This is a genomic window from Streptomyces sp. NPDC037410 (assembly GCF_055602235.1).
This window is the reverse complement of record NZ_JBVJWR010000006.1, coordinates 204,211-221,692: the sequence shown is the minus strand read 5'-3', so window position 1 is coordinate 221,692 and position 17,482 is coordinate 204,211. Positions and strand designations below refer to the sequence as shown.

16 protein-coding genes are annotated in these 17,482 nt (G+C 71.0%); 15 read left to right on the top strand and 1 reads right to left on the bottom strand.

Features of this window, described 5'->3' with window-relative positions:
* Positions 1–55: 55 nt before the first annotated feature.
* Positions 56–730, bottom strand: coding sequence for an HD domain-containing protein (locus ACZ7HT_RS12465; protein ID WP_471163679.1), 675 nt, complete (start codon positions 728–730; stop codon positions 56–58).
* 349 nt (positions 731–1,079) lie between these two features.
* On the opposite strand from ACZ7HT_RS12465, the gene ACZ7HT_RS12460 reads away from it, so the two are divergent.
* From ACZ7HT_RS12460 to ACZ7HT_RS12390, 15 genes are all read left to right on the top strand, one after another.
* Positions 1,080–2,516: an MFS transporter gene (locus tag ACZ7HT_RS12460; RefSeq protein ID WP_471163676.1), complete on the top strand. Its 1,437-nt coding sequence runs from the start codon at positions 1,080–1,082 to the stop codon at positions 2,514–2,516.
* A gap of 79 nt (positions 2,517–2,595) precedes the next feature.
* Positions 2,596–3,765: a trans-sulfuration enzyme family protein gene (locus ACZ7HT_RS12455; RefSeq protein ID WP_471163673.1), complete on the top strand. Its 1,170-nt coding sequence runs from the start codon at positions 2,596–2,598 to the stop codon at positions 3,763–3,765.
* A 90-nt stretch (positions 3,766–3,855) separates the two neighbouring features.
* Positions 3,856–4,395 (top strand): MaoC family dehydratase, encoded by a 540-nt coding sequence (locus ACZ7HT_RS12450; RefSeq protein WP_471163670.1) that lies wholly within the window; start codon positions 3,856–3,858, stop codon positions 4,393–4,395.
* Between the two features lie 72 nt (positions 4,396–4,467).
* On the top strand, positions 4,468–5,310 hold the full coding sequence (locus ACZ7HT_RS12445) for a class I SAM-dependent methyltransferase (protein ID WP_471163667.1): 843 nt from the start codon (positions 4,468–4,470) through the stop codon (positions 5,308–5,310).
* Complete coding sequence (locus ACZ7HT_RS12440; protein ID WP_471163664.1) at positions 5,307–6,350, top strand: class I SAM-dependent methyltransferase; 1,044 nt, start codon at positions 5,307–5,309, stop codon at positions 6,348–6,350. Before ACZ7HT_RS12445 ends, ACZ7HT_RS12440 begins: the two co-directional genes overlap by 4 nt.
* Before the next feature lie 30 nt (positions 6,351–6,380).
* Positions 6,381–7,274, top strand: coding sequence for a diiron oxygenase (locus ACZ7HT_RS12435; protein WP_471163662.1), 894 nt, complete (start codon positions 6,381–6,383; stop codon positions 7,272–7,274).
* 31 nt (positions 7,275–7,305) lie between these two features.
* A complete protein-coding gene (locus ACZ7HT_RS12430; RefSeq protein ID WP_471163659.1) occupies positions 7,306–8,178 on the top strand; it encodes a class-II aminoacyl-tRNA synthetase family protein in 873 nt (290 codons plus the stop codon).
* A gap of 58 nt (positions 8,179–8,236) precedes the next feature.
* Complete coding sequence (gene acpS, locus ACZ7HT_RS12425; RefSeq protein ID WP_471163656.1) at positions 8,237–8,644, top strand: holo-ACP synthase; 408 nt, start codon at positions 8,237–8,239, stop codon at positions 8,642–8,644.
* Positions 8,645–8,657: 13 nt separating this feature from the next.
* A complete protein-coding gene (locus ACZ7HT_RS12420; RefSeq protein WP_471163653.1) occupies positions 8,658–8,909 on the top strand; it encodes a phosphopantetheine-binding protein in 252 nt (83 codons plus the stop codon).
* Positions 8,906–10,114, top strand: a complete 1,209-nt coding sequence (metK, locus tag ACZ7HT_RS12415) for a methionine adenosyltransferase (protein WP_471163650.1) — start codon at positions 8,906–8,908, stop codon at positions 10,112–10,114. The genes ACZ7HT_RS12420 and metK overlap by 4 nt, the downstream gene beginning before the upstream one ends.
* A 5-nt stretch (positions 10,115–10,119) precedes the next feature.
* Complete coding sequence (locus ACZ7HT_RS12410) at positions 10,120–11,103, top strand: carbohydrate kinase family protein (RefSeq protein WP_471163647.1); 984 nt, start codon at positions 10,120–10,122, stop codon at positions 11,101–11,103.
* A complete protein-coding gene (gene metH / locus ACZ7HT_RS12405; protein WP_471163645.1) occupies positions 11,100–14,555 on the top strand; it encodes a methionine synthase in 3,456 nt (1,151 codons plus the stop codon). Before ACZ7HT_RS12410 ends, metH begins: the two co-directional genes overlap by 4 nt.
* Positions 14,552–15,415, top strand: a complete 864-nt coding sequence (metF, locus tag ACZ7HT_RS12400; RefSeq protein WP_471163643.1) for a methylenetetrahydrofolate reductase [NAD(P)H] — start codon at positions 14,552–14,554, stop codon at positions 15,413–15,415. Before metH ends, metF begins: the two co-directional genes overlap by 4 nt.
* Entirely contained in the window at positions 15,408–16,802 is a 1,395-nt protein-coding gene (ahcY, locus tag ACZ7HT_RS12395) for an adenosylhomocysteinase (RefSeq protein ID WP_471163641.1), read from the top strand. Before metF ends, ahcY begins: the two co-directional genes overlap by 8 nt.
* Before the next feature lies 1 nt (position 16,803).
* On the top strand, positions 16,804–17,463 hold the full coding sequence (locus ACZ7HT_RS12390) for a maleylpyruvate isomerase family mycothiol-dependent enzyme (protein ID WP_471163639.1): 660 nt from the start codon (positions 16,804–16,806) through the stop codon (positions 17,461–17,463).
* Positions 17,464–17,482: the final 19 nt, after the last annotated feature.

Sequence of the window (17,482 nt, the reverse complement as noted above, 5' to 3'; positions counted from 1 at the left end):
GGGGTCCTTCCTCATTACGTTTTGGCGTCGGCGGGGGCGTATCCGACCTGTTCGTTCAGTCCTTTCCGGACATGTCCGCCAGTTCCGCGAGTTCCCGTTCCAGGTTCTCCCGGGCCCGCTCCTCCCAGGCCGCCGCGCCGTAGGGGGTGCGGAAGAGGCGGGGGAGGCCGAGGAGCTGGCGGAGGACGGCGGCGCGGCCCTTGCGGAAGGCCGGTTCGGGGACGAAGGCGTACTCCTCGCGGACCGCCGCGGTATACCCCTGGTAGGTATCCGGGCGGCTGGCCAGGATCGCCAGGTCCGCATCGCAGAGGGTCTCGCCGTTGAGGTCACCCGTGGCCGGATCGTGGGTGGTGGTGAGGCGGACCAGGCGGGCCACCTCGGTCACCTCGTGCGGGGTCAGGCCCGCTTCGGTGAGGGCCTTCTCGGCCAGGGCCGCCGAGCGTTCCTCGTTCTCCGAGCGGTCCGGGCGGTAGACGGCGTCGTGGAACCAGGCCGCGAGCCGTACGAGTTCCAGCTCGCCGCCCTCCCCGCCCTGGTCGGCGAGCTCGTCGATGCGGTCGAGGACCGCTCTGAGGTGGGCGACCGTGTGGTAGCGGCGCTGTGGTTCGGCCCAGCGGGACAGCAGGTTCCGGCCGTACGGGGCGGGGTCGGGGCCTTCGCGGCCGGCGCGGGCGGCGAGCAGGGTGGTGTTCCAGCGCTGGAGCAGGGCGGGGTCCTGGTCTGCGGTCATGGGGGCATTCTGCCCGGCCGGGGGCGCGGAGGCGGGGCTTCCCACGCGCCGCCGCGAGCGAGTGTGCGCGGCTTCCCGCGCGCCGCCGCGAGTGCGGAAGATGCGCTTCCCACACGCCGCCGCGAGTGCGGAAGGCGTGCTTCCCGTGTGTGGCCGGGCGTGCGGAAGACGTGCTTCCCGTGTGTGGCCGGGCGTGCGGAAGACGCGCTTCCCGCGCGTGGCCGGGCGTGCGGAGGCGGCGCTTCCCGTGCTCCCTCATCTCCCTCTTACATACCCCCCATGGGTATGCTACGGTGCTCCGCACAGGTACCCCCTAGGGGTATGTAGCAGCGAGTGAAGGGTCAGGGCAATGTCAACCGTCAATCCCCGGCGCTGGTGGGCACTTGTCGTGCTCGCCGCCGCTCAGTTCATGGTCATCATGGACACCTCGATCATCGGCGTCGCGCTTCCCGAGATGCAGAAGGACCTGGGCTTCTCGCAGAGCGAGCTCCAGTGGATCTTCAACGCCTACGTGATCGTCTTCGGCGGCCTGCTGCTCCTCGGCGGACGCCTCTCCGACCTCGTCGGAGCCCGCAAGATCTTCGTCTCCGGCTGGGCCGTCATGATCGCCGGTTCGGTCGTGGCCGCCGCCGCGCAGACCGCCTGGGTCGAGATCGTCGGCCGCGCCGTCCAGGGCGTCGGCGGTGCGCTGATCGCGCCCTCCGCCATGACCCTGCTCATGATGCTCTTCATGCACGACCCGAAGGAGCTCGGCAAGGCGATGGCGCTCTACGGCGCCGCGGCTCCCGCCGGCGGCACCGCGGGCGTCTTCCTCGGTGGTGTCTTCACCGAGTGGGTGAGCTGGCAGTGGGTCTTCATCATCTACATCCCGATCGGCCTCGCGACCCTCGCCGCGACCAAGATCCTCCCGAACGTCGAGTCCCGCCGCGGCTCCGTCGACATCCTCGGCGCCGTCGCCGTCACCGCCGGTCTCGCGCTCGCCGTCTTCGCCGTCGTCCGTGCCCCCGAGGTCGGCTGGGGCGCCACCGCCACGATCCTGGAGCTGGCCGGCGCCGCGGTCCTCCTGATCCTCTTCTTCGTCATCCAGAAGAGCATCCGCGAGCCCCTCATGCCGCTCAGCGTCTGGCGGGTCCCGCGCCTGGGCTCGGCCAACCTGGCCATGACGCTGCTCGGCGCCGCGTGGATCCCGATGTGGTACTTCCTCAACCTGTACCTCCAGCAGGTCCTCGGCTACGGCGCCTTCGAGTCCGGTGCCGCGCTCCTCCCGATGACCGTGCTCCTCATGATCTTCATGACGGCCATCACGGCCCGGCTCATGATGAAGTTCGGTGCCAAGCCGCTCATCGCGGGCGGTCTGCTCGTCCTCGCCGCCGGTCTGGTCTGGCTCGCGGCCGTCGAGCCCACCGGCACCTTCCTCGTCGACGTCCTGCCGGCCTCGCTGGTCGCCGCGCTCGGCATGTCCCTCGCCTACATCCCGACGATGATGAGCGCGATGGCCAACGCCCCGCAGGAGCAGGCGGGTCTCGCCTCCGGCATCGTCAACACCACCTACAACGTCGGCTCCGCGCTCGGCCTCGCCGCGCTCACCGCCGTCGCCATGTCCCAGGGCGCCGACCAGCTCGGCAACCTGCCGAAGCTGACGGAGGGCTTCTCCTCCGCCTTCATCGGCGCCGCGATCATCGCCGCCGTCGGCGGTGTGGTCACCCTCCTCGTCATGAAGAGCGACAAGGCGGTCGCGGCCGAGGCCGCCGCCCCCGCGCCGCAGGGCGAGAAGGTCTCCGCCTGATCCCCGCCCCGAAGGGGCTGCCCGATGTCCGACCCCGGACGTCGGGCGGCCCCTTTTCCGTATCCCGAGAGGAAGAGAAGTGGAACTCGACACCCGGGCCGTGCACGTCTTCAACGAGCCCTTCCAGGGCGGCAGCTGGCCGCTCTCCGTGCCCCTCGTGCAGTCCTCCGCCTTCGCCTTCGACTCCGCCGCCGAGCTCGCCGGCGCGATGGCCGACCCCGACGGCCGGTACGTCTACAGCCGCCGCGGCAACCCGACCGTCCGGGCCCTGGAGCAGACCCTCACGGGGCTCGAATCGGGGGCGGGCGCCCTTGCCTTCGCCTCCGGGATGGGCGCCCTCAGCGGCGTCCTCCTCGCCCTGCTCAAGCCCGGCGACCGGGTGGTCGCCCAGCGCTGCCTGTACGGCGGGACGCACGCCGTCCTGGCGGACCTCGCCGAGCGGTACGGGATCGAGGTCGTACGGATATCCGGCGACGACCCGGCCGAGTTCGAGGCCGCCGCCGTGCACCCCGCCACCCGGCTCCTCGTCCTGGAGACGATCGCCAACCCCACCGGCCAGGTCGCGGACCTGCCGGGACTCCTCGCCGCCGCGCGCGCCCTCGGGGTGACGAGCCTGGTCGACAACTCGCTCGCCTCGCCCGTCCTGTGCCGCCCCCTGGAGCTCGGTGCCGACATCGTCGTGCACTCCACCACGAAGTACCTCTCCGGGCACTCGGACGTCCTCGGCGGCGCGGCCGTCTTCGCGGACGACGCCCTGCGCCGCCGCGTGTGGCCCCGTACGGTCGAACTCGGCGCCTGTGCCGACCCGTTCGCGGCCTGGCTCACCCTGCGCGGGATCCCCACGCTGCCGCTGCGGATGCGCGAGCACTGCGCCAACGCCACCGCCCTCGCCGAGCTCCTCGCGTCCCGCGCCGGCGTCACGGCCGTCCACTACCCGTGGCGCCCCGGTCATCCCTCGTACGACACCGCTCGGAAGGTCCTCGCCGGCGGCGGGGGGCTGCTCTCCTTCGAGCTCGCCGGGGGCCGGGAGGCGGGCCGGGCCTTCATCGAGCGCGTACGGCTCGCGAAGCTCGCGCTGTCGCTCGGCGGCGTGGAGACGCTGGTGGCCCACCCGGCGTCCACCTCCCACCGCGAGCTGGACGCGGACGCGCTCGCGGCGGCGGGGATCGCCCCGGGCCTCGTGCGGATGTCGGTGGGCATCGAGGACGTCGAGGACCTGTGGAACGACATCGAACAGGCGATGCCGTAAGGCTTCTTTTGGGTTGACAAAATAAATGACTGATTCGTAGATTGGGTGATGCCAGGAAACGCAGACTCCTAGCTCAAGGGGGGGCGCGCGATGCGCTACTTCGAGGACTTCCGGCCCGGCGACGTCCATGAACTGGGCACCGTCACCGTCACGGCGGAGGAGGTGCTGGAGTTCGGCAGGCGCTTCGACCCGCAGCCCTTCCACACGGACCCCGAGCTCGCGAAGGACTCCCCGTTCGGCGGTCTGATCGCCAGCGGGTTCCACACCCAGTCGATGTTCATGCGCCGCTACGTCGACGGACTGCTCGCCTACAGCGCCTGTACGGGCTCGCCCGGCATCGACGAGGTCCGCTACCTGCGGCCCGTCCGCCCGGGTGACGTCCTCACCGCCCGCGTCGAGATCCTCGGCGCGACCCGGTCGCCGTTCAATCCCGCCACCGGCACCGTCAAGCCGCGGTGCACGCTCGTGGCCGCCGACGGGACGGCCGTGTTCAGCATGATCCTGCACAGCATCTTCCGCCGGCGCCCCGCCGACGCCGAGGCCGGCCATCTGTCGTCGATGCCCGCGGCCGAGGACCCCGTCGCCTGTGCGCGACCGGCCAAGACCTGTGTCCCGGCCATGAGCGCCTGACGAACCGTCCTTCGTCGGGCCCCTGAACACGGCCGTCCGAAACACCTGACCTCAACCGAAGGGAGACCTCCTGTGGAGGCCGTATCCCGCACCGCCCAGTGGACCGCCGCCGCGCGCGCCCTGGAGACCGAGCGCGAGGACCGGCTGTTCGCCGATCCCTACGCGCGCACCGTCGCCGACGAGATCGGCTTCGAACTGCTCGCGCGCTACGACGGCGGCGGCATCGTGCCGTTCCTCGCCATCCGCACCACCTACCTCGACCGGGCCATCGTGAAGGCGGTGGAGGAGCGCGGCATCCGGCAGGTCGTCTTCCTCGCCGCCGGCATGGACACCCGCTTCTTCCGGCTGCCCTGGCCCGACGGCGTCACCGTCTACGAGCTCGACCGCCCGGCGCTCCTGGAGGCCAAGGCCGAGATGCTCAAGGACGAGCCGCTGCCCGCCGGCCGCACCCGGGTCCCGATCCCGGTCGACCTCACGCAGGACTGGACCGGACCCCTGAAGGAGGCCGGCTGGAAGAGCGAGGAGCCCGTCCTGTGGGTGGTCGAGGGCCTGCTGTTCTTCCTGCCCGAGCAGGCCGTGCGGACCCTCATCTCGCTGCTCGCCTCGCACGCCGCGCCCGGCTCCGTGCTGCTCGGCGACGTCATCTCGAAGTCCGCCCTGGAGAACCCGCTGGCCCGCACCTTCATGAGCGCGCTCAGGGAGGACGGCAACCCGTGGCTCTTCGGCACCGAGGAGCCCGAGGCGCTGCTCGCCGACTGCGGCTGGGTCGTACGGGAGGTCAGGCAGCCCGGTGAGGACGGCGCCGCCTTCGACCGCTGGCCCTACCCGGTCCCGGCCCGCTCCGTGCCGCGCGTGCCGAGGTCGTTCCTCTTCACGTGTGACACGCCCGTGTACGAGGAGGAGAAGGCCGCATGAGCGCCCAGGACTTCCACCAGAGGGTCATCACCGACGCCGGCGCGGCCGTCCGCGGTCTGACCGTCGCCCTCGGCGAGCGCCTCGGCCTGTACAAGGCCCTGGCGGCCGACGGCCCGCTGACCGCCGCCGAGCTCGCCGCGAAGACCGGCACGAACGAGCGGTACATCGAGGAGTGGCTGCACGCCCAGCTCTCCGCCGGGTACGTCGAGCGGCACCCCAGCTCCCTCACGTACACGCTCCCCGCCGACCACGTCGAGGTCCTCGCCGACCCGAAGGCCGTCACCTACGCGGCCGGGTTCTTCACCGCCCTCAAGGCGCTGTACGCCACCGAGGACCTGCTCGTCGAGGCGTACCGGACCGGTGACGGCGTCGGCTGGGCCGAGCACGACGCGGCCCTCGACACCGGCATGGGCTCCTTCTTCCAGCCCACGTACGAGCACAAGCTCGTCCCGGACTGGCTGCCCGCCCTGCACCAGGTCACCGACAAGCTGAACGGCGGCGGCACGGTCGCCGACGTCGGCTGCGGGGTCGGCCACACCACCCTCCTCATCGCGAAGGCCTTCCCGAACGCCACGGTCCACGGCTTCGACTACTCGGAGGAGGCCATCTCGATCGCGCGGGAGCTCGCCGAGGAGGCCGGTCTGTCCGACCGGGTCGTCTTCGAGGTCGCCTCCGCCGACGACTACCCGGGCTCCGGCTACGACCTGGTGTGCTTCTTCAACGCCCTGCACGACATGGGCGACCCGGTCGCCGCCGCGCAGCACGTCCACAAGTCGCTCGACGCGGACGGCACCTGGATGCTCGTCGAGTCCAACGTCTCCCCGCAGGACATCGACACCCAGACCCCCGCCGCCCGCATGTTCATGGCGCTGTCCGCCGTGATGTGCCTGCCGGTCGCCGTCGCCCAGCGCGGCCCGCACGCCCTCGGCAACCACTCCGGCGAGAAGGCCTTCCGGGCCATCGCCGAGGAGGCCGGCTTCACCCGCTGGCGGCGCGCCACCGAGACCCCCGTGAACGCGGTCTACGAAGTCCGCCCGTAACCCCACTCCGAACGACTAAGGAGCGAGACCATGGGCGTCACCGCCCCGCTGCCGGTCACCGACCGGTTCATGGAGGTCCTTGCGCGCCTCAGCGAGCGCTCGGTCGAGGACTACTACAACCCCTACCAGACCTTCCAGTGGCCCGAGACGCTGGAGGAGAACCGTCTCTGGATGACGCCGGAGCTGCTCACCGTCTACGGCACCGAGCACTACGACACCCTCGGCGAGGAAACGCTTCAGCGCCTGTCGAAGTGGGAGTCCATCAACTTCTACAGCCTCAACGTGCACGGCATCCGCGAGCTCCTCATCGAGGTCGTCGGCCGCATCCACATGCCGGGCTTCGAGGTCCCCTCGGACTTCTTCCACCACTTCATCGGTGAGGAGAACGAACACATGTGGTTCTTCTCCGAGTTCTGCCGGCGCTACGGCCACAAGATCTACGGCTCCACCGCCATGCGTGCCGACGCCGCCTGGGAGCCCGAGGTCGAGAACTTCCTCGTCTTCACCCGCATCCTCTTCTTCGAGGAGCTCGTCGACCACTACAACTCCCGGATGGCGAAGGACGACTCCCTCTGCCACACCATCCGCGAGGTCAACCGCATCCACCACCAGGACGAGTCCCGGCACATCGCCTTCGGGCGCGAGCTGGTCTCCCTGCTCCACCAGCGGATGTGCCAGGCCGTGAGCGCCGAGCGGGTCCGCGAGGTCGAGGCGTACCTCAAGCGGTACGTCGTCTACAGCGTCAACTCCCTCTACAACCCGCACGTGTACAGGGACGCCGGCGTCGCCGACCCGCTCGGCCTGCGCAACGCGCTGGTCGCCGACGAGTCCCGCCGCCCCCACGAGCGCAAGGCGATCCGCAAGCCGCTCTCCTTCTTCCTGAAGACCGGCATCTTCTCCGACGACACCCTGCCCGTCCTCTGACCGACACCCTCACCCGAGAGGTGCACCGACCATGACCTTGACGACCCCCGAGAAAGGCGTCGGGTCCGCCACGGGCCTGCCCTCGCTCGGCCCGGAGGGGACCCGCCTGCTGCGGCTCCTCGACGACACCTTCGAGGGCTGGGGGGTGGCCGCGGGCGCCCGCCCCATGACCATGCCCCCGCTCCTCCCGGCCGCCGACCTGGCCAAGCTCGACTACTACGACAACTTCCCCCACCAGGCCGTCGTCGCCGCCCCGCTCGACCTGGAGCGCCGCACGACCACGCCCTTCGACACCACCGCCGGCCGCTTCCCGAGCGAGGCACTCGAACCCGCCGCGCTCGGACTGCCCTCGGCGTCCTGCTACGCCGTCTACCTGACCCACCAGGGCACCCAGGTCGCCGACGACACCCTCGTCACGATCTGCTCCTGGTGCTTCCGCAAGGAGACGCACTACGAGGGCATGCGGCGCCAGCTCGGCTTCCGCATGCGGGAGATCGTCGCCATCGGCGGCCGTGAGCACGCCGAGAACCACCTCGCCGAGTTCACCACCCGCATCCAGTCCTTCGCGAAGGCGCTCGACCTGCCGCTGCGCCGGGAGGCCGCCTGCGACCCCTTCTTCGACAAGGGCAGCTCCAAGGCGGTCCTCCAGCGGCTCACCCCGGTGAAGTACGAGTTCCTGTACGAGGACCTGGCGATCGCCTCGGTCAACACGCACCGGAACTTCTTCGGCGAGCGCTGCGACATCACCCTGGCGTCGACCGGCGGACCGGCCTTCACCAGCTGTGTCGCCTTCGGCCTCGAGCGCTGGCTGTCGGCGCTGACCCGGCGCCACGGCAGCTGGGAGGCCGCCGAGCGGGCCGTCCTCGACGCCGGTGCGAGTCTCGCGGCCGGGCCGGTGATCTGACGTGCCGGCCCGTCCCGCCGCCCCGCCGGCGGGTGGCCTGGGGTGGGCGAACCTCGGCATGGACATCGTGTCCGTCAACCGTGTCCGCAGGCTCCTCGCGCAGTACGGGGAGAAGTTCTTCGAGCGGATGCTCACCCCCGGCGAACTCGCCGACTGCCGCACCTCCTCCGGGCTCGACGTGCTGAGCCTGTGCGGACGCATCGCGGCGAAGGAAGCGGCCTTCAAGACGTTACGCGTCCGGGGCAGGTTCCTGCCCTGGACGGACATCGTCGTACGCCGCTCCGAGGGCGGCTGGCCGCTGGTGGAGCTGCACGGTCCGGCCGCCGAGATGGCCGCCGAGTCCGGCATCTCCGAGATCACCGTGTCCATCAGCCACGACGTGGACTACGCGGTCGCGGTCGCCGCGCCGATCATCGCCCCCACCCCTTCCGCCCCCACCCCCTTTCACAGCAGCAGCAGTAGCTAAAAGGAGAAGCATCATGGCCGACGGCCTGCAGACGGTGAAGAACTGGATCCTCGAGCGTCACCCCGAGCGCGACGACATCGCCTCCGACCTCGACCTGATCGAGAACCGGCTCATCGACTCGCTGTCCTTCGTCGAGTTCGTCTTCCTCCTGGAGCAGGAGAGCGGCACCGCCATCCAGATGGAGACCCTGGAGGTCGACTCCATCCGCACCCTCGGCGCCATCGAGCAGCACTTCTTCCAGGCCAAGGTGGAGGTCCAGGCATGAGCCGCCGCCTCTTCACCTCGGAGTCCGTGACCGAGGGACACCCCGACAAGATCGCCGACCGGATCAGCGACACCATCCTCGACGCGCTGCTCGCCGAGGACCCGCACTCCCGGGTCGCCGTCGAGACCCTGATCACCACCGGCCAGGTCCACATCGCCGGCGAGGTCACCACCTCCGCGTACGCGCCGATAGCCCAGCTGGTGCGCGACGCCGTCCTCGACATCGGCTACGACTCCTCCGCGAAGGGCTTCGACGGCGCCTCCTGCGGCGTGTCGGTGTCCATCGGCGCCCAGTCCCCGGACATCGCGCAGGGCGTCGACACCGCCCACGAGGCCCGTGTCGAGGGCGCGGAGGACGAGCTCGCCTCCCAGGGCGCCGGCGACCAGGGCCTGATGTTCGGCTACGCCTGCGACGACACGGCCGAGCTGATGCCGCTGCCGATCGCCCTCGCGCACCGCCTGTCCCGGCGGCTCACCGAGGTCCGCAAGGACGGCACCGTGCCGTACCTGCGCCCGGACGGCAAGACGCAGGTCACCATCGAGTACGACGGGGACCGCCCGGTCCGCCTCGACACGGTCGTCGTCTCCTCGCAGCACGCGGCCGACATCTCCGTCGACGGCCTGCTCACCCCGGACGTCCGCGAGTACGTCGTCGAGCACGTCCTCAAGCAGCTCGTCGAGGAGGGCGTCAGCCTGGAATCCGACGGCTACCGGCTCCTGGTCAACCCGACCGGGCGCTTCGAGGTCGGCGGCCCGATGGGCGACGCCGGACTCACCGGCCGGAAGATCATCATCGACACGTACGGCGGGATGGCCCGGCACGGCGGCGGCGCCTTCTCCGGCAAGGACCCGTCGAAGGTCGACCGCTCGGCCGCCTACGCCATGCGGTGGGTCGCGAAGAACGTCGTCGCGGCCGGTCTCGCCAAGCGCTGCGAGGTGCAGGTCGCGTACGCGATCGGCAAGGCGGAGCCCGTCGGCCTCTTCGTCGAGACCTTCGGCACCGGCACCCTCCCGGACGAGAAGATCCAGGAGGCGGTCGGCGAGGTCTTCGACCTGCGGCCGGCGGCGATCATCCGCGACCTGGACCTCAAGCGGCCGATCTACGCGGCGACCGCGGCGTACGGCCACTTCGGCCGCGAGCTCCCCGACTTCACCTGGGAGCGCACCGACCGCGTGGAGCGGTTGAAGAAGGCAGCGGGGGTCTGAGGGAGATGCGCATCGCTGTCACGGGATCCATCGCGACCGACCATCTGATGACCTTCCCCGGCTGGTTCAGCGAGCAGCTGCTCGCCGACCGGCTCGACCGGGTCTCCCTGTCGTTCCTCGCCGACAACCTGGAGGTCAGGCGCGGCGGAGTGGCAGCGAACATCGCCTTCGGACTCGGTGTCCTCGGCCTGCGGCCCGCCCTCGTGGGCGCGGTCGGCGCCGACTTCGAGCCGTACCGGGTCTGGCTGAAGGACCACGGTGTGGACACCGACTCGGTGCGCGTCAGCGAGTCGCTCCACACCGCCCGCTTCGTCTGCACCACCGACCGGGCCCAGAACCAGATCGCCACCTTCTACGCCGGGGCGATGGCCGAGGCGCGCGAGATCGACCTCCGCGAGGTCGCCGCGCGCACCGGCCGCCTGGACCTTGTCCTGGTCTCCCCGGACGACCCCGAGGCCATGCTCCGGCACACCCGCGCCTGCCGTGACCTGGGGATCCCCTTCGCCGCCGATCCTTCGCAGCAGCTGGCGCGGCTCGACGGGGAGCAGGTGCGGGAGCTGGTGGACGGGGCCCGGTTCCTGTTCACCAACGAGTACGAGACGGCCCTCCTCCTGGAGAAGACCGGCTGGCCGGAGGCGGAGGTCCTGCGCCGGGTCGGCGCCTGGGTCACCACCCACGGCGAGGCCGGCGTCCGCATCCGCGGCGAGGGCCGCGAGCCGCTGGCCGTGCCGGCCGTGGAGGTCCCGGCGGTCGTCGACCCGACCGGCGTCGGCGACGCCTTCCGGGCCGGTTTCCTCGCGGCGACGCTGTGGGGCGTGCCCGAGCGGTGCGCGGCGCAGCTGGGCTGCGCGGTCGCGGCGACCGTCCTCGACTACGTGGGGACGCAGGAGTACCGGCTGCACCGGGACTCCCTCCTGGACCGCATCAGGACGACGTACGGCGTCGGCTGCACGGCGACGCTCGTCACCCATCTGAGGGGGCTGACATGAGGCCGTCCCTGCGGGACGAGTTCACGAAACGGGTCGTCGTCGCCGACGGGGCCATGGGCACCATGCTCCAGGCCGCCGACCCGACGATGGACGACTTCCGGCAGCTGGAGGGCTGCAACGAGATCCTCAACCTCACCCGCCCCGACATCGTCGCCTCCGTCCACGACGCCTACTTCTCCGTCGGCGTGGACTGCGTCGAGACCAACACCTTCGGGGCGAACCTCGCCGCGCTCGCCGAGTACGGCATCGAGAACCAGGTGTACGAGCTGTCCGAGGCCGGTGCCCGGATCGCCCGCGCCTCCGCCGACGCCCACACGGCCCTCGACGGCCGCCCCCGCTGGGTCCTCGGCTCCATGGGCCCCGGCACGAAACTGCCGACCCTGGGCCACATCACGTACGAGCCCCTCCGCGAGGCCTTCCGGCAGAACGCGGAGGGCCTGATCCGGGGCGGCGCCGACGCCCTGCTCATCGAGACCTCGCAGGACCTGCTCCAGACGAAGGCGGCCGTCATCGGCGCCCGCCGGGCCCTGGACCGGGCCGGCGTGGACCTGCCGGTCATCGTGCAGGTCACGGTCGAGACGACCGGCACGATGCTGCTCGGCTCGGAGATCGGGGCCGCCCTGACGGCCCTGGAGCCGCTCGGCATCGACATGATCGGCCTGAACTGCGCGACGGGCCCCGTGGAGATGGCCGAGCACCTGCGGCACCTCTCCCGGCACGCCCGCGTCCCGATCTCGGTCATGCCCAACGCGGGCCTGCCCGTCCTCGGGAAGGACGGCGCCCACTACCCGCTGTCCCCGGCCGAACTGGCCGACGCCCAGGAGCAGTTCGTACGGGAGTACGGCCCCGCCCTGGTCGGCGGCTGCTGCGGAACGACCCCCGAGCACCTGCGGGAGATCGTGGACCGGGTGCGCGGCGCGGCCGTCCTCGACCGGCAGCCGGCCGTGGAACCGGGCGCGTCCTCCCTGTACAGCCATGTGCCGTTCCGGCAGGACACCTCGTACCTGGCGATCGGCGAGCGGACCAACGCCAACGGTTCGAAGAAGTTCCGCGAGGCCATGCTCGAAGGCCGCTGGGACGACTGCGTCGAGATGGCGCGGGACCAGATCCGCGAGGGCGCGCACCTGCTCGACCTGTGCGTGGACTACGTGGGCCGGGACGGCGTCGCCGACATGGCGGAGCTCGCGGGCCGCTTCGCGACCGCCTCCACCCTGCCGATCGTCCTCGACTCCACCGAGGTCGGGGTCCTGCGCGCCGGCCTGGAGAAGCTCGGCGGCCGGGCCGTCGTCAACTCGGTCAACTACGAGGACGGCGACGGCCCCGAATCGCGGTTCGCGCAGGTCACGGCGCTCGCCAAGGAGCACGGCGCGGCGCTGATGGCCCTCACGATCGACGAGGAGGGCCAGGCCCGGACGGTCGGGGCGAAGGTCGCGATCGCCGAGCGGCTCATCGACGACCTCACGGACAACTGGGGGATCAGGGAGTCGGACATCCTCATCGACACCCTGACCTTCACCATCTGCACGGGCCAGGAGGAGTCGCGGGGCGACGGCATCGCCACGATCGAGGCGATCCGCGAGCTGAAGCGCCGCCACCCGGACGTCCAGACGACCCTGGGCCTCTCCAACATCTCCTTCGGCCTCAACCCGGCGGCCAGGATCGTCCTCAACTCCGTCTTCCTCGACGAGTGCGTGAAGGCGGGCCTGGACTCGGCGATCGTCCACGCGTCGAAGATCCTCCCCATCGCCCGCCTGGAGCCGGAACAGGTCGAGGTCGCGCTCGACCTGATCTACGACCGGCGCCGCGAGGGCTACGACCCGCTCCAGCGCCTCCTGGAGCTCTTCGAGGGCGCCACGGCGAAGTCCCTCAAGGCAGGCAAGGCGGAGGAGCTCCTCGCCCTGCCGCTCGACGAGCGCCTCAAGCGGCGGATCGTCGACGGCGAGAAGAACGGCCTGGAGGCCGACCTCGACACGGCACTGGGGGAGCGGCCGGCCCTGGAGATCGTCAACGAGGTGCTGCTCGACGGCATGAAGACGGTCGGGGAGCTGTTCGGCTCCGGCCAGATGCAGCTGCCCTTCGTGCTCCAGTCCGCCGAGGTCATGAAGACGGCGGTGGCGTATCTGGAGCCGCACATGGAGAAGTCCGACGCGGAGGGGAAGGGCACGATCGTCCTCGCCACCGTCCGCGGCGACGTCCACGACATCGGCAAGAACCTCGTCGACATCATCCTCTCCAACAACGGCTACAACGTCGTCAACATCGGCATCAAGCAGCCGGTCTCCGCGATCCTGGAGGCGGCGGAGCAGCACAAGGCCGACGTCATCGGCATGTCCGGTCTCCTGGTGAAGTCCACGGTCATCATGAAGGAGAACCTGGAGGAGCTGAACGGCCGGGGACTGGCCTCCCGCTTCCCCGTGATCCTGGGTGGCGCGGCCCTGACCAGGGCATACGTCGAACAGGACCTCCACGAGCTGTACGAGGGCGAGGTCCGCTACGCGCGGGACGCCTTCGAGGGCCTGCGCCTCATGGACGCGCTCATGGGCGTCAAGAGGGGCGTTCCCGGAGCCGCACTGCCCGCGCTGAAGCAGCGGCGGGTCCCCGCCCGGCAGCCGGTGCTCGAAGTCCGCGAGCCCGAGCCCGCCGGCCGTTCCGACGTCGCCGCCGACCACCCCGTACCCGAACCCCCCTTCCTCGGGTCGAAGGTCGTCACCGGCATCCCCCTCGCCGAGTACGCCCCCTGGCTCGACGAGACCGCCCTCTTCAAGGGCCAGTGGGGACTGAAGGACGCCGCGACCATCGAGACGGAGGGCCGGCCGCGCCTGCGGGCCCTGCTCGACCGCATCGAGCGGGAGAACCTGGTCGAAGCGGCCGTCGTCCACGGCTGGTTCCCCTGTGTGTCCAAGGGCGACGACCTGATCGTCCTGGACGAGGACGGAGGCGAGCGGACCCGCTTCTCCTTCCCCCGCCAGCAGCGGGGCCGCCGCCTCTGCCTGGCCGACTTCCACCGCGCCGAGGACTCCGGCGAGGTCGACGTGGTCGCGCTCCAGGTCGTCACCGTCGGATCGAGGATCGGGGAGGAGACGGCCCGGCTCTTCGCCGCCGACGCCTACCGCGACTACCTCGAACTCCACGGCCTGTCCGTGCAGTTGGCCGAAGCGCTGGCCGAGTACTGGCACGCGCGCGTCCGCGCCGACTGGGGCATCGCCGGCTCCTCGGAACCCGCCGGCCTCGACGGGATGCTGCGCACCGAGTACCAGGGCTGCCGCTACTCCCTCGGCTACCCGGCCTGCCCCGACCTGGAGGACCGGGCGAAGATCGCCGCGCTGCTGCGCCCCGAGCGGATCGGGGTCGTGCTGTCGGAGGAGTACCAGCTGCACCCCGAGCAGTCGACGGACGCGATCGTCGTCCACCACCCGGAGGCGAGCTACTTCAACGCGGGAGGCCGCAGGTGACTCCGACGTACTCCTTCGAGTTCTTCCCGCCGAAGACCGACAGGGGCGAGCTGACCCTCTGGGACGCGATCCGCCGCGTCGAGGCCCTCAAGCCGGACTTCGTCTCCGTGACGTACGGCGCGGGAGGCTCGTCCCGCGACCGGACCATCGACGTGACGAAGCGGATCGTGACGGAGACGACGCTCCGGCCCGTCGCGCACCTGACGGCCGTCGGGCACTCGGTCGCCGAGCTGCGGGCCATCATCGGCGCCTACGCGGACGCCGGCGTCCGGGACGTGCTCGTCCTGCGCGGCGACCCGCCGGGCGACCCGCGCGGCGCGTGGACCCCGCACCCGCAGGGCTTCACGTACGCGAGCGAACTCGTCGAACTGGTCCGCTCGCTCGGCGAGTTCAGAATCGGCGTGGCCGCCTTCCCGGAGGGCCATCCGCGATCCCCCGACGCGAGGAGCGACCTCGCGCACTTCGTGGCGAAGTGCAGGGCGGGGGCGGACTACGCCATCACGCAGATGTTCTTCGACCCCGAGGACTACCTGCGGCTGCGGGACCGGGTCGCCGCCGCCGGCTGCGACACCCCGATCATCCCGGAGATCATGCCGGCCACCGACGTACGCCAGATCCGCCGCTTCGCCGAACTGTCGGACGCGGCCTTCCCCGAGGACCTGGCGCACCGCCTGGAGGCGGCGAAGGGCGACCCGGCCGCCGCGTACCGCATCGGCGTCGAGCACGCCACGCAGATGGGCCTGCGGCTGCTCGACGAGGGCGCGCCGGGCCTGCACTACATCACGCTCAACAAGTCGACGGCGGCCCTGGAAATCCACCGAACCATCATGAGTGCAAGGAGAGTTGCAGCGCATGTCTGACTTCACCGACTTCAAGGTCGCCGACATCTCGCTGGCCGAGTTCGGCCGGAAGGAGATCACCCTCGCCGAGCACGAGATGCCGGGCCTGATGGCGATCCGCCGGGAGTACGCGGAGACGCAGCCGCTGGCGGGGGCCCGGATCACCGGCTCGCTGCACATGACGGTGCAGACCGCCGTCCTCATCGAGACCCTGGTCGCCCTCGGCGCCGAGGTCCGCTGGGTGTCCTGCAACATCTACTCGACCCAGGACCACGCGGCCGCCGCGATCGCCGCCGCCGGGATCCCGGTCTTCGCCTGGAAGGGCGAGACCCTGGAGGAGTACTGGTGGTGCACGGAGCAGGCCCTGACCTGGCCCGGCGCCGATGGCCCCAACATGATCCTGGACGACGGCGGTGACGCGACGCTGCTCGTCCACAAGGGTGTGGAGTACCGGAAGACGGGCGCGCTGCCGGAGGCCTCGAACGAGGAGCTGGCGGTCGTCCGCGCCCTCCTGGAGACCACGGCCCTGGACTGGTCGACGATCGCCGCCGGCATCCGGGGCGTCACGGAGGAGACGACGACGGGCGTCCACCGCCTGTACGAGATGCACCGCGAGGGGGAGCTCCTCTTCCCGGCGATCAACGTGAACGACGCCGTGACGAAGTCGAAGTTCGACAACAAGTACGGCTGCCGGCACTCGCTCGTCGACGGCATCAACCGGGCGACGGACGTCCTCATCGGCGGCAAGACGGCCGTCGTCTGCGGCTACGGCGACGTCGGCAAGGGCTCGGCGGAGTCGCTGCGCGGCCAGGGCGCCCGCGTCATCGTCACCGAGATCGACCCGATCTGCGCGCTCCAGGCGGCGATGGACGGCTACCAGGTCGCCACCCTGGAGGACGTGGTGGAGACGGCCGACATCTTCATCACCACCACCGGCAACAAGGACATCATCATGGCGTCCGACATCGCCCGCATGAAGCACCAGGCGATCGTCGGCAACATCGGCCACTTCGACAACGAGATCGACATGGCCGGCCTCGCGCAGATCCCCGGGATCGTGAAGGACGAGGTCAAGCCGCAGGTCCACACGTGGACGTTCCCCGACGGCAAGGTCGTCATCGTCCTGTCCGAGGGCCGGCTCCTGAACCTCGGCAACGCGACGGGCCACCCGTCCTTCGTGATGTCGAACTCGTTCGCGGACCAGACGCTGGCGCAGATCGAGCTCTTCACGAAGACGGAGCAGTACCCGACGGACGTGTACGTCCTCCCGAAGCACCTGGACGAGAAGGTCGCCCGCCTCCACCTCGACGCGCTGGGCGTCCGCCTGACGACGCTCCGCCCCGAGCAGGCGTCGTACATCGGGGTCCCGGTGGAGGGCCCGTACAAGCCGGACCACTACCGCTACTGAGATGTGTACCGAACGTGACCCGTGGCTCCCCGACCGGCTCCTCCGCACGGAACGGGACCTGCTGATGCCGCTCCTCCGGCGCACACCGGAGGAGGCGTACGAGCTCCGCACCGCATGCCCCGGCTGGACCGCCCGGCAGGTCCTCGCCCACTGCGGGGCGGCGCTCGTCCGGATCGTCGAGGACCGCCTGGAGGAAGGCGTGTTCCTGCCGGAGGCGAACGCCTGCGACGTGGCGGACCGGGAGGACTGGCCGCTCGACCGGATCCTCGACGAACTGGAACGCGGCCTGACGGAGGCCGGGCCGGTCATCGCGGCCCGCGAGGACGGCCGCCTGGACGCGGTCGCCCTCGGGGAGTGGGTCCACGCCGGAGACGTACGGGAGGCCTTCGGCGAGCCCGGCGCGTACTGCGGCGAGGCGCTGGACCTGGCACTCCCGCTGCTCTCGGTGACGAGCCGCCGCCGGGAGACGCCGCGGCTGATCGGAGCCTTGGCGGGCCGGGACGGCGAGGTGGCCCTCGGCAACGAGATCGAGGGCCGCCCGGCGGCCCGCTTCCTGGGCGACGCGGCGACCCTGATCCGCATCTACGCGGGCCGCCCCCTGGTCCGCACGCGCTACGCCCTCACGGGCGCCACGGAACAAGAACTCCTCATCTACCGCTGACCACCCGCGCCCTTGCGGG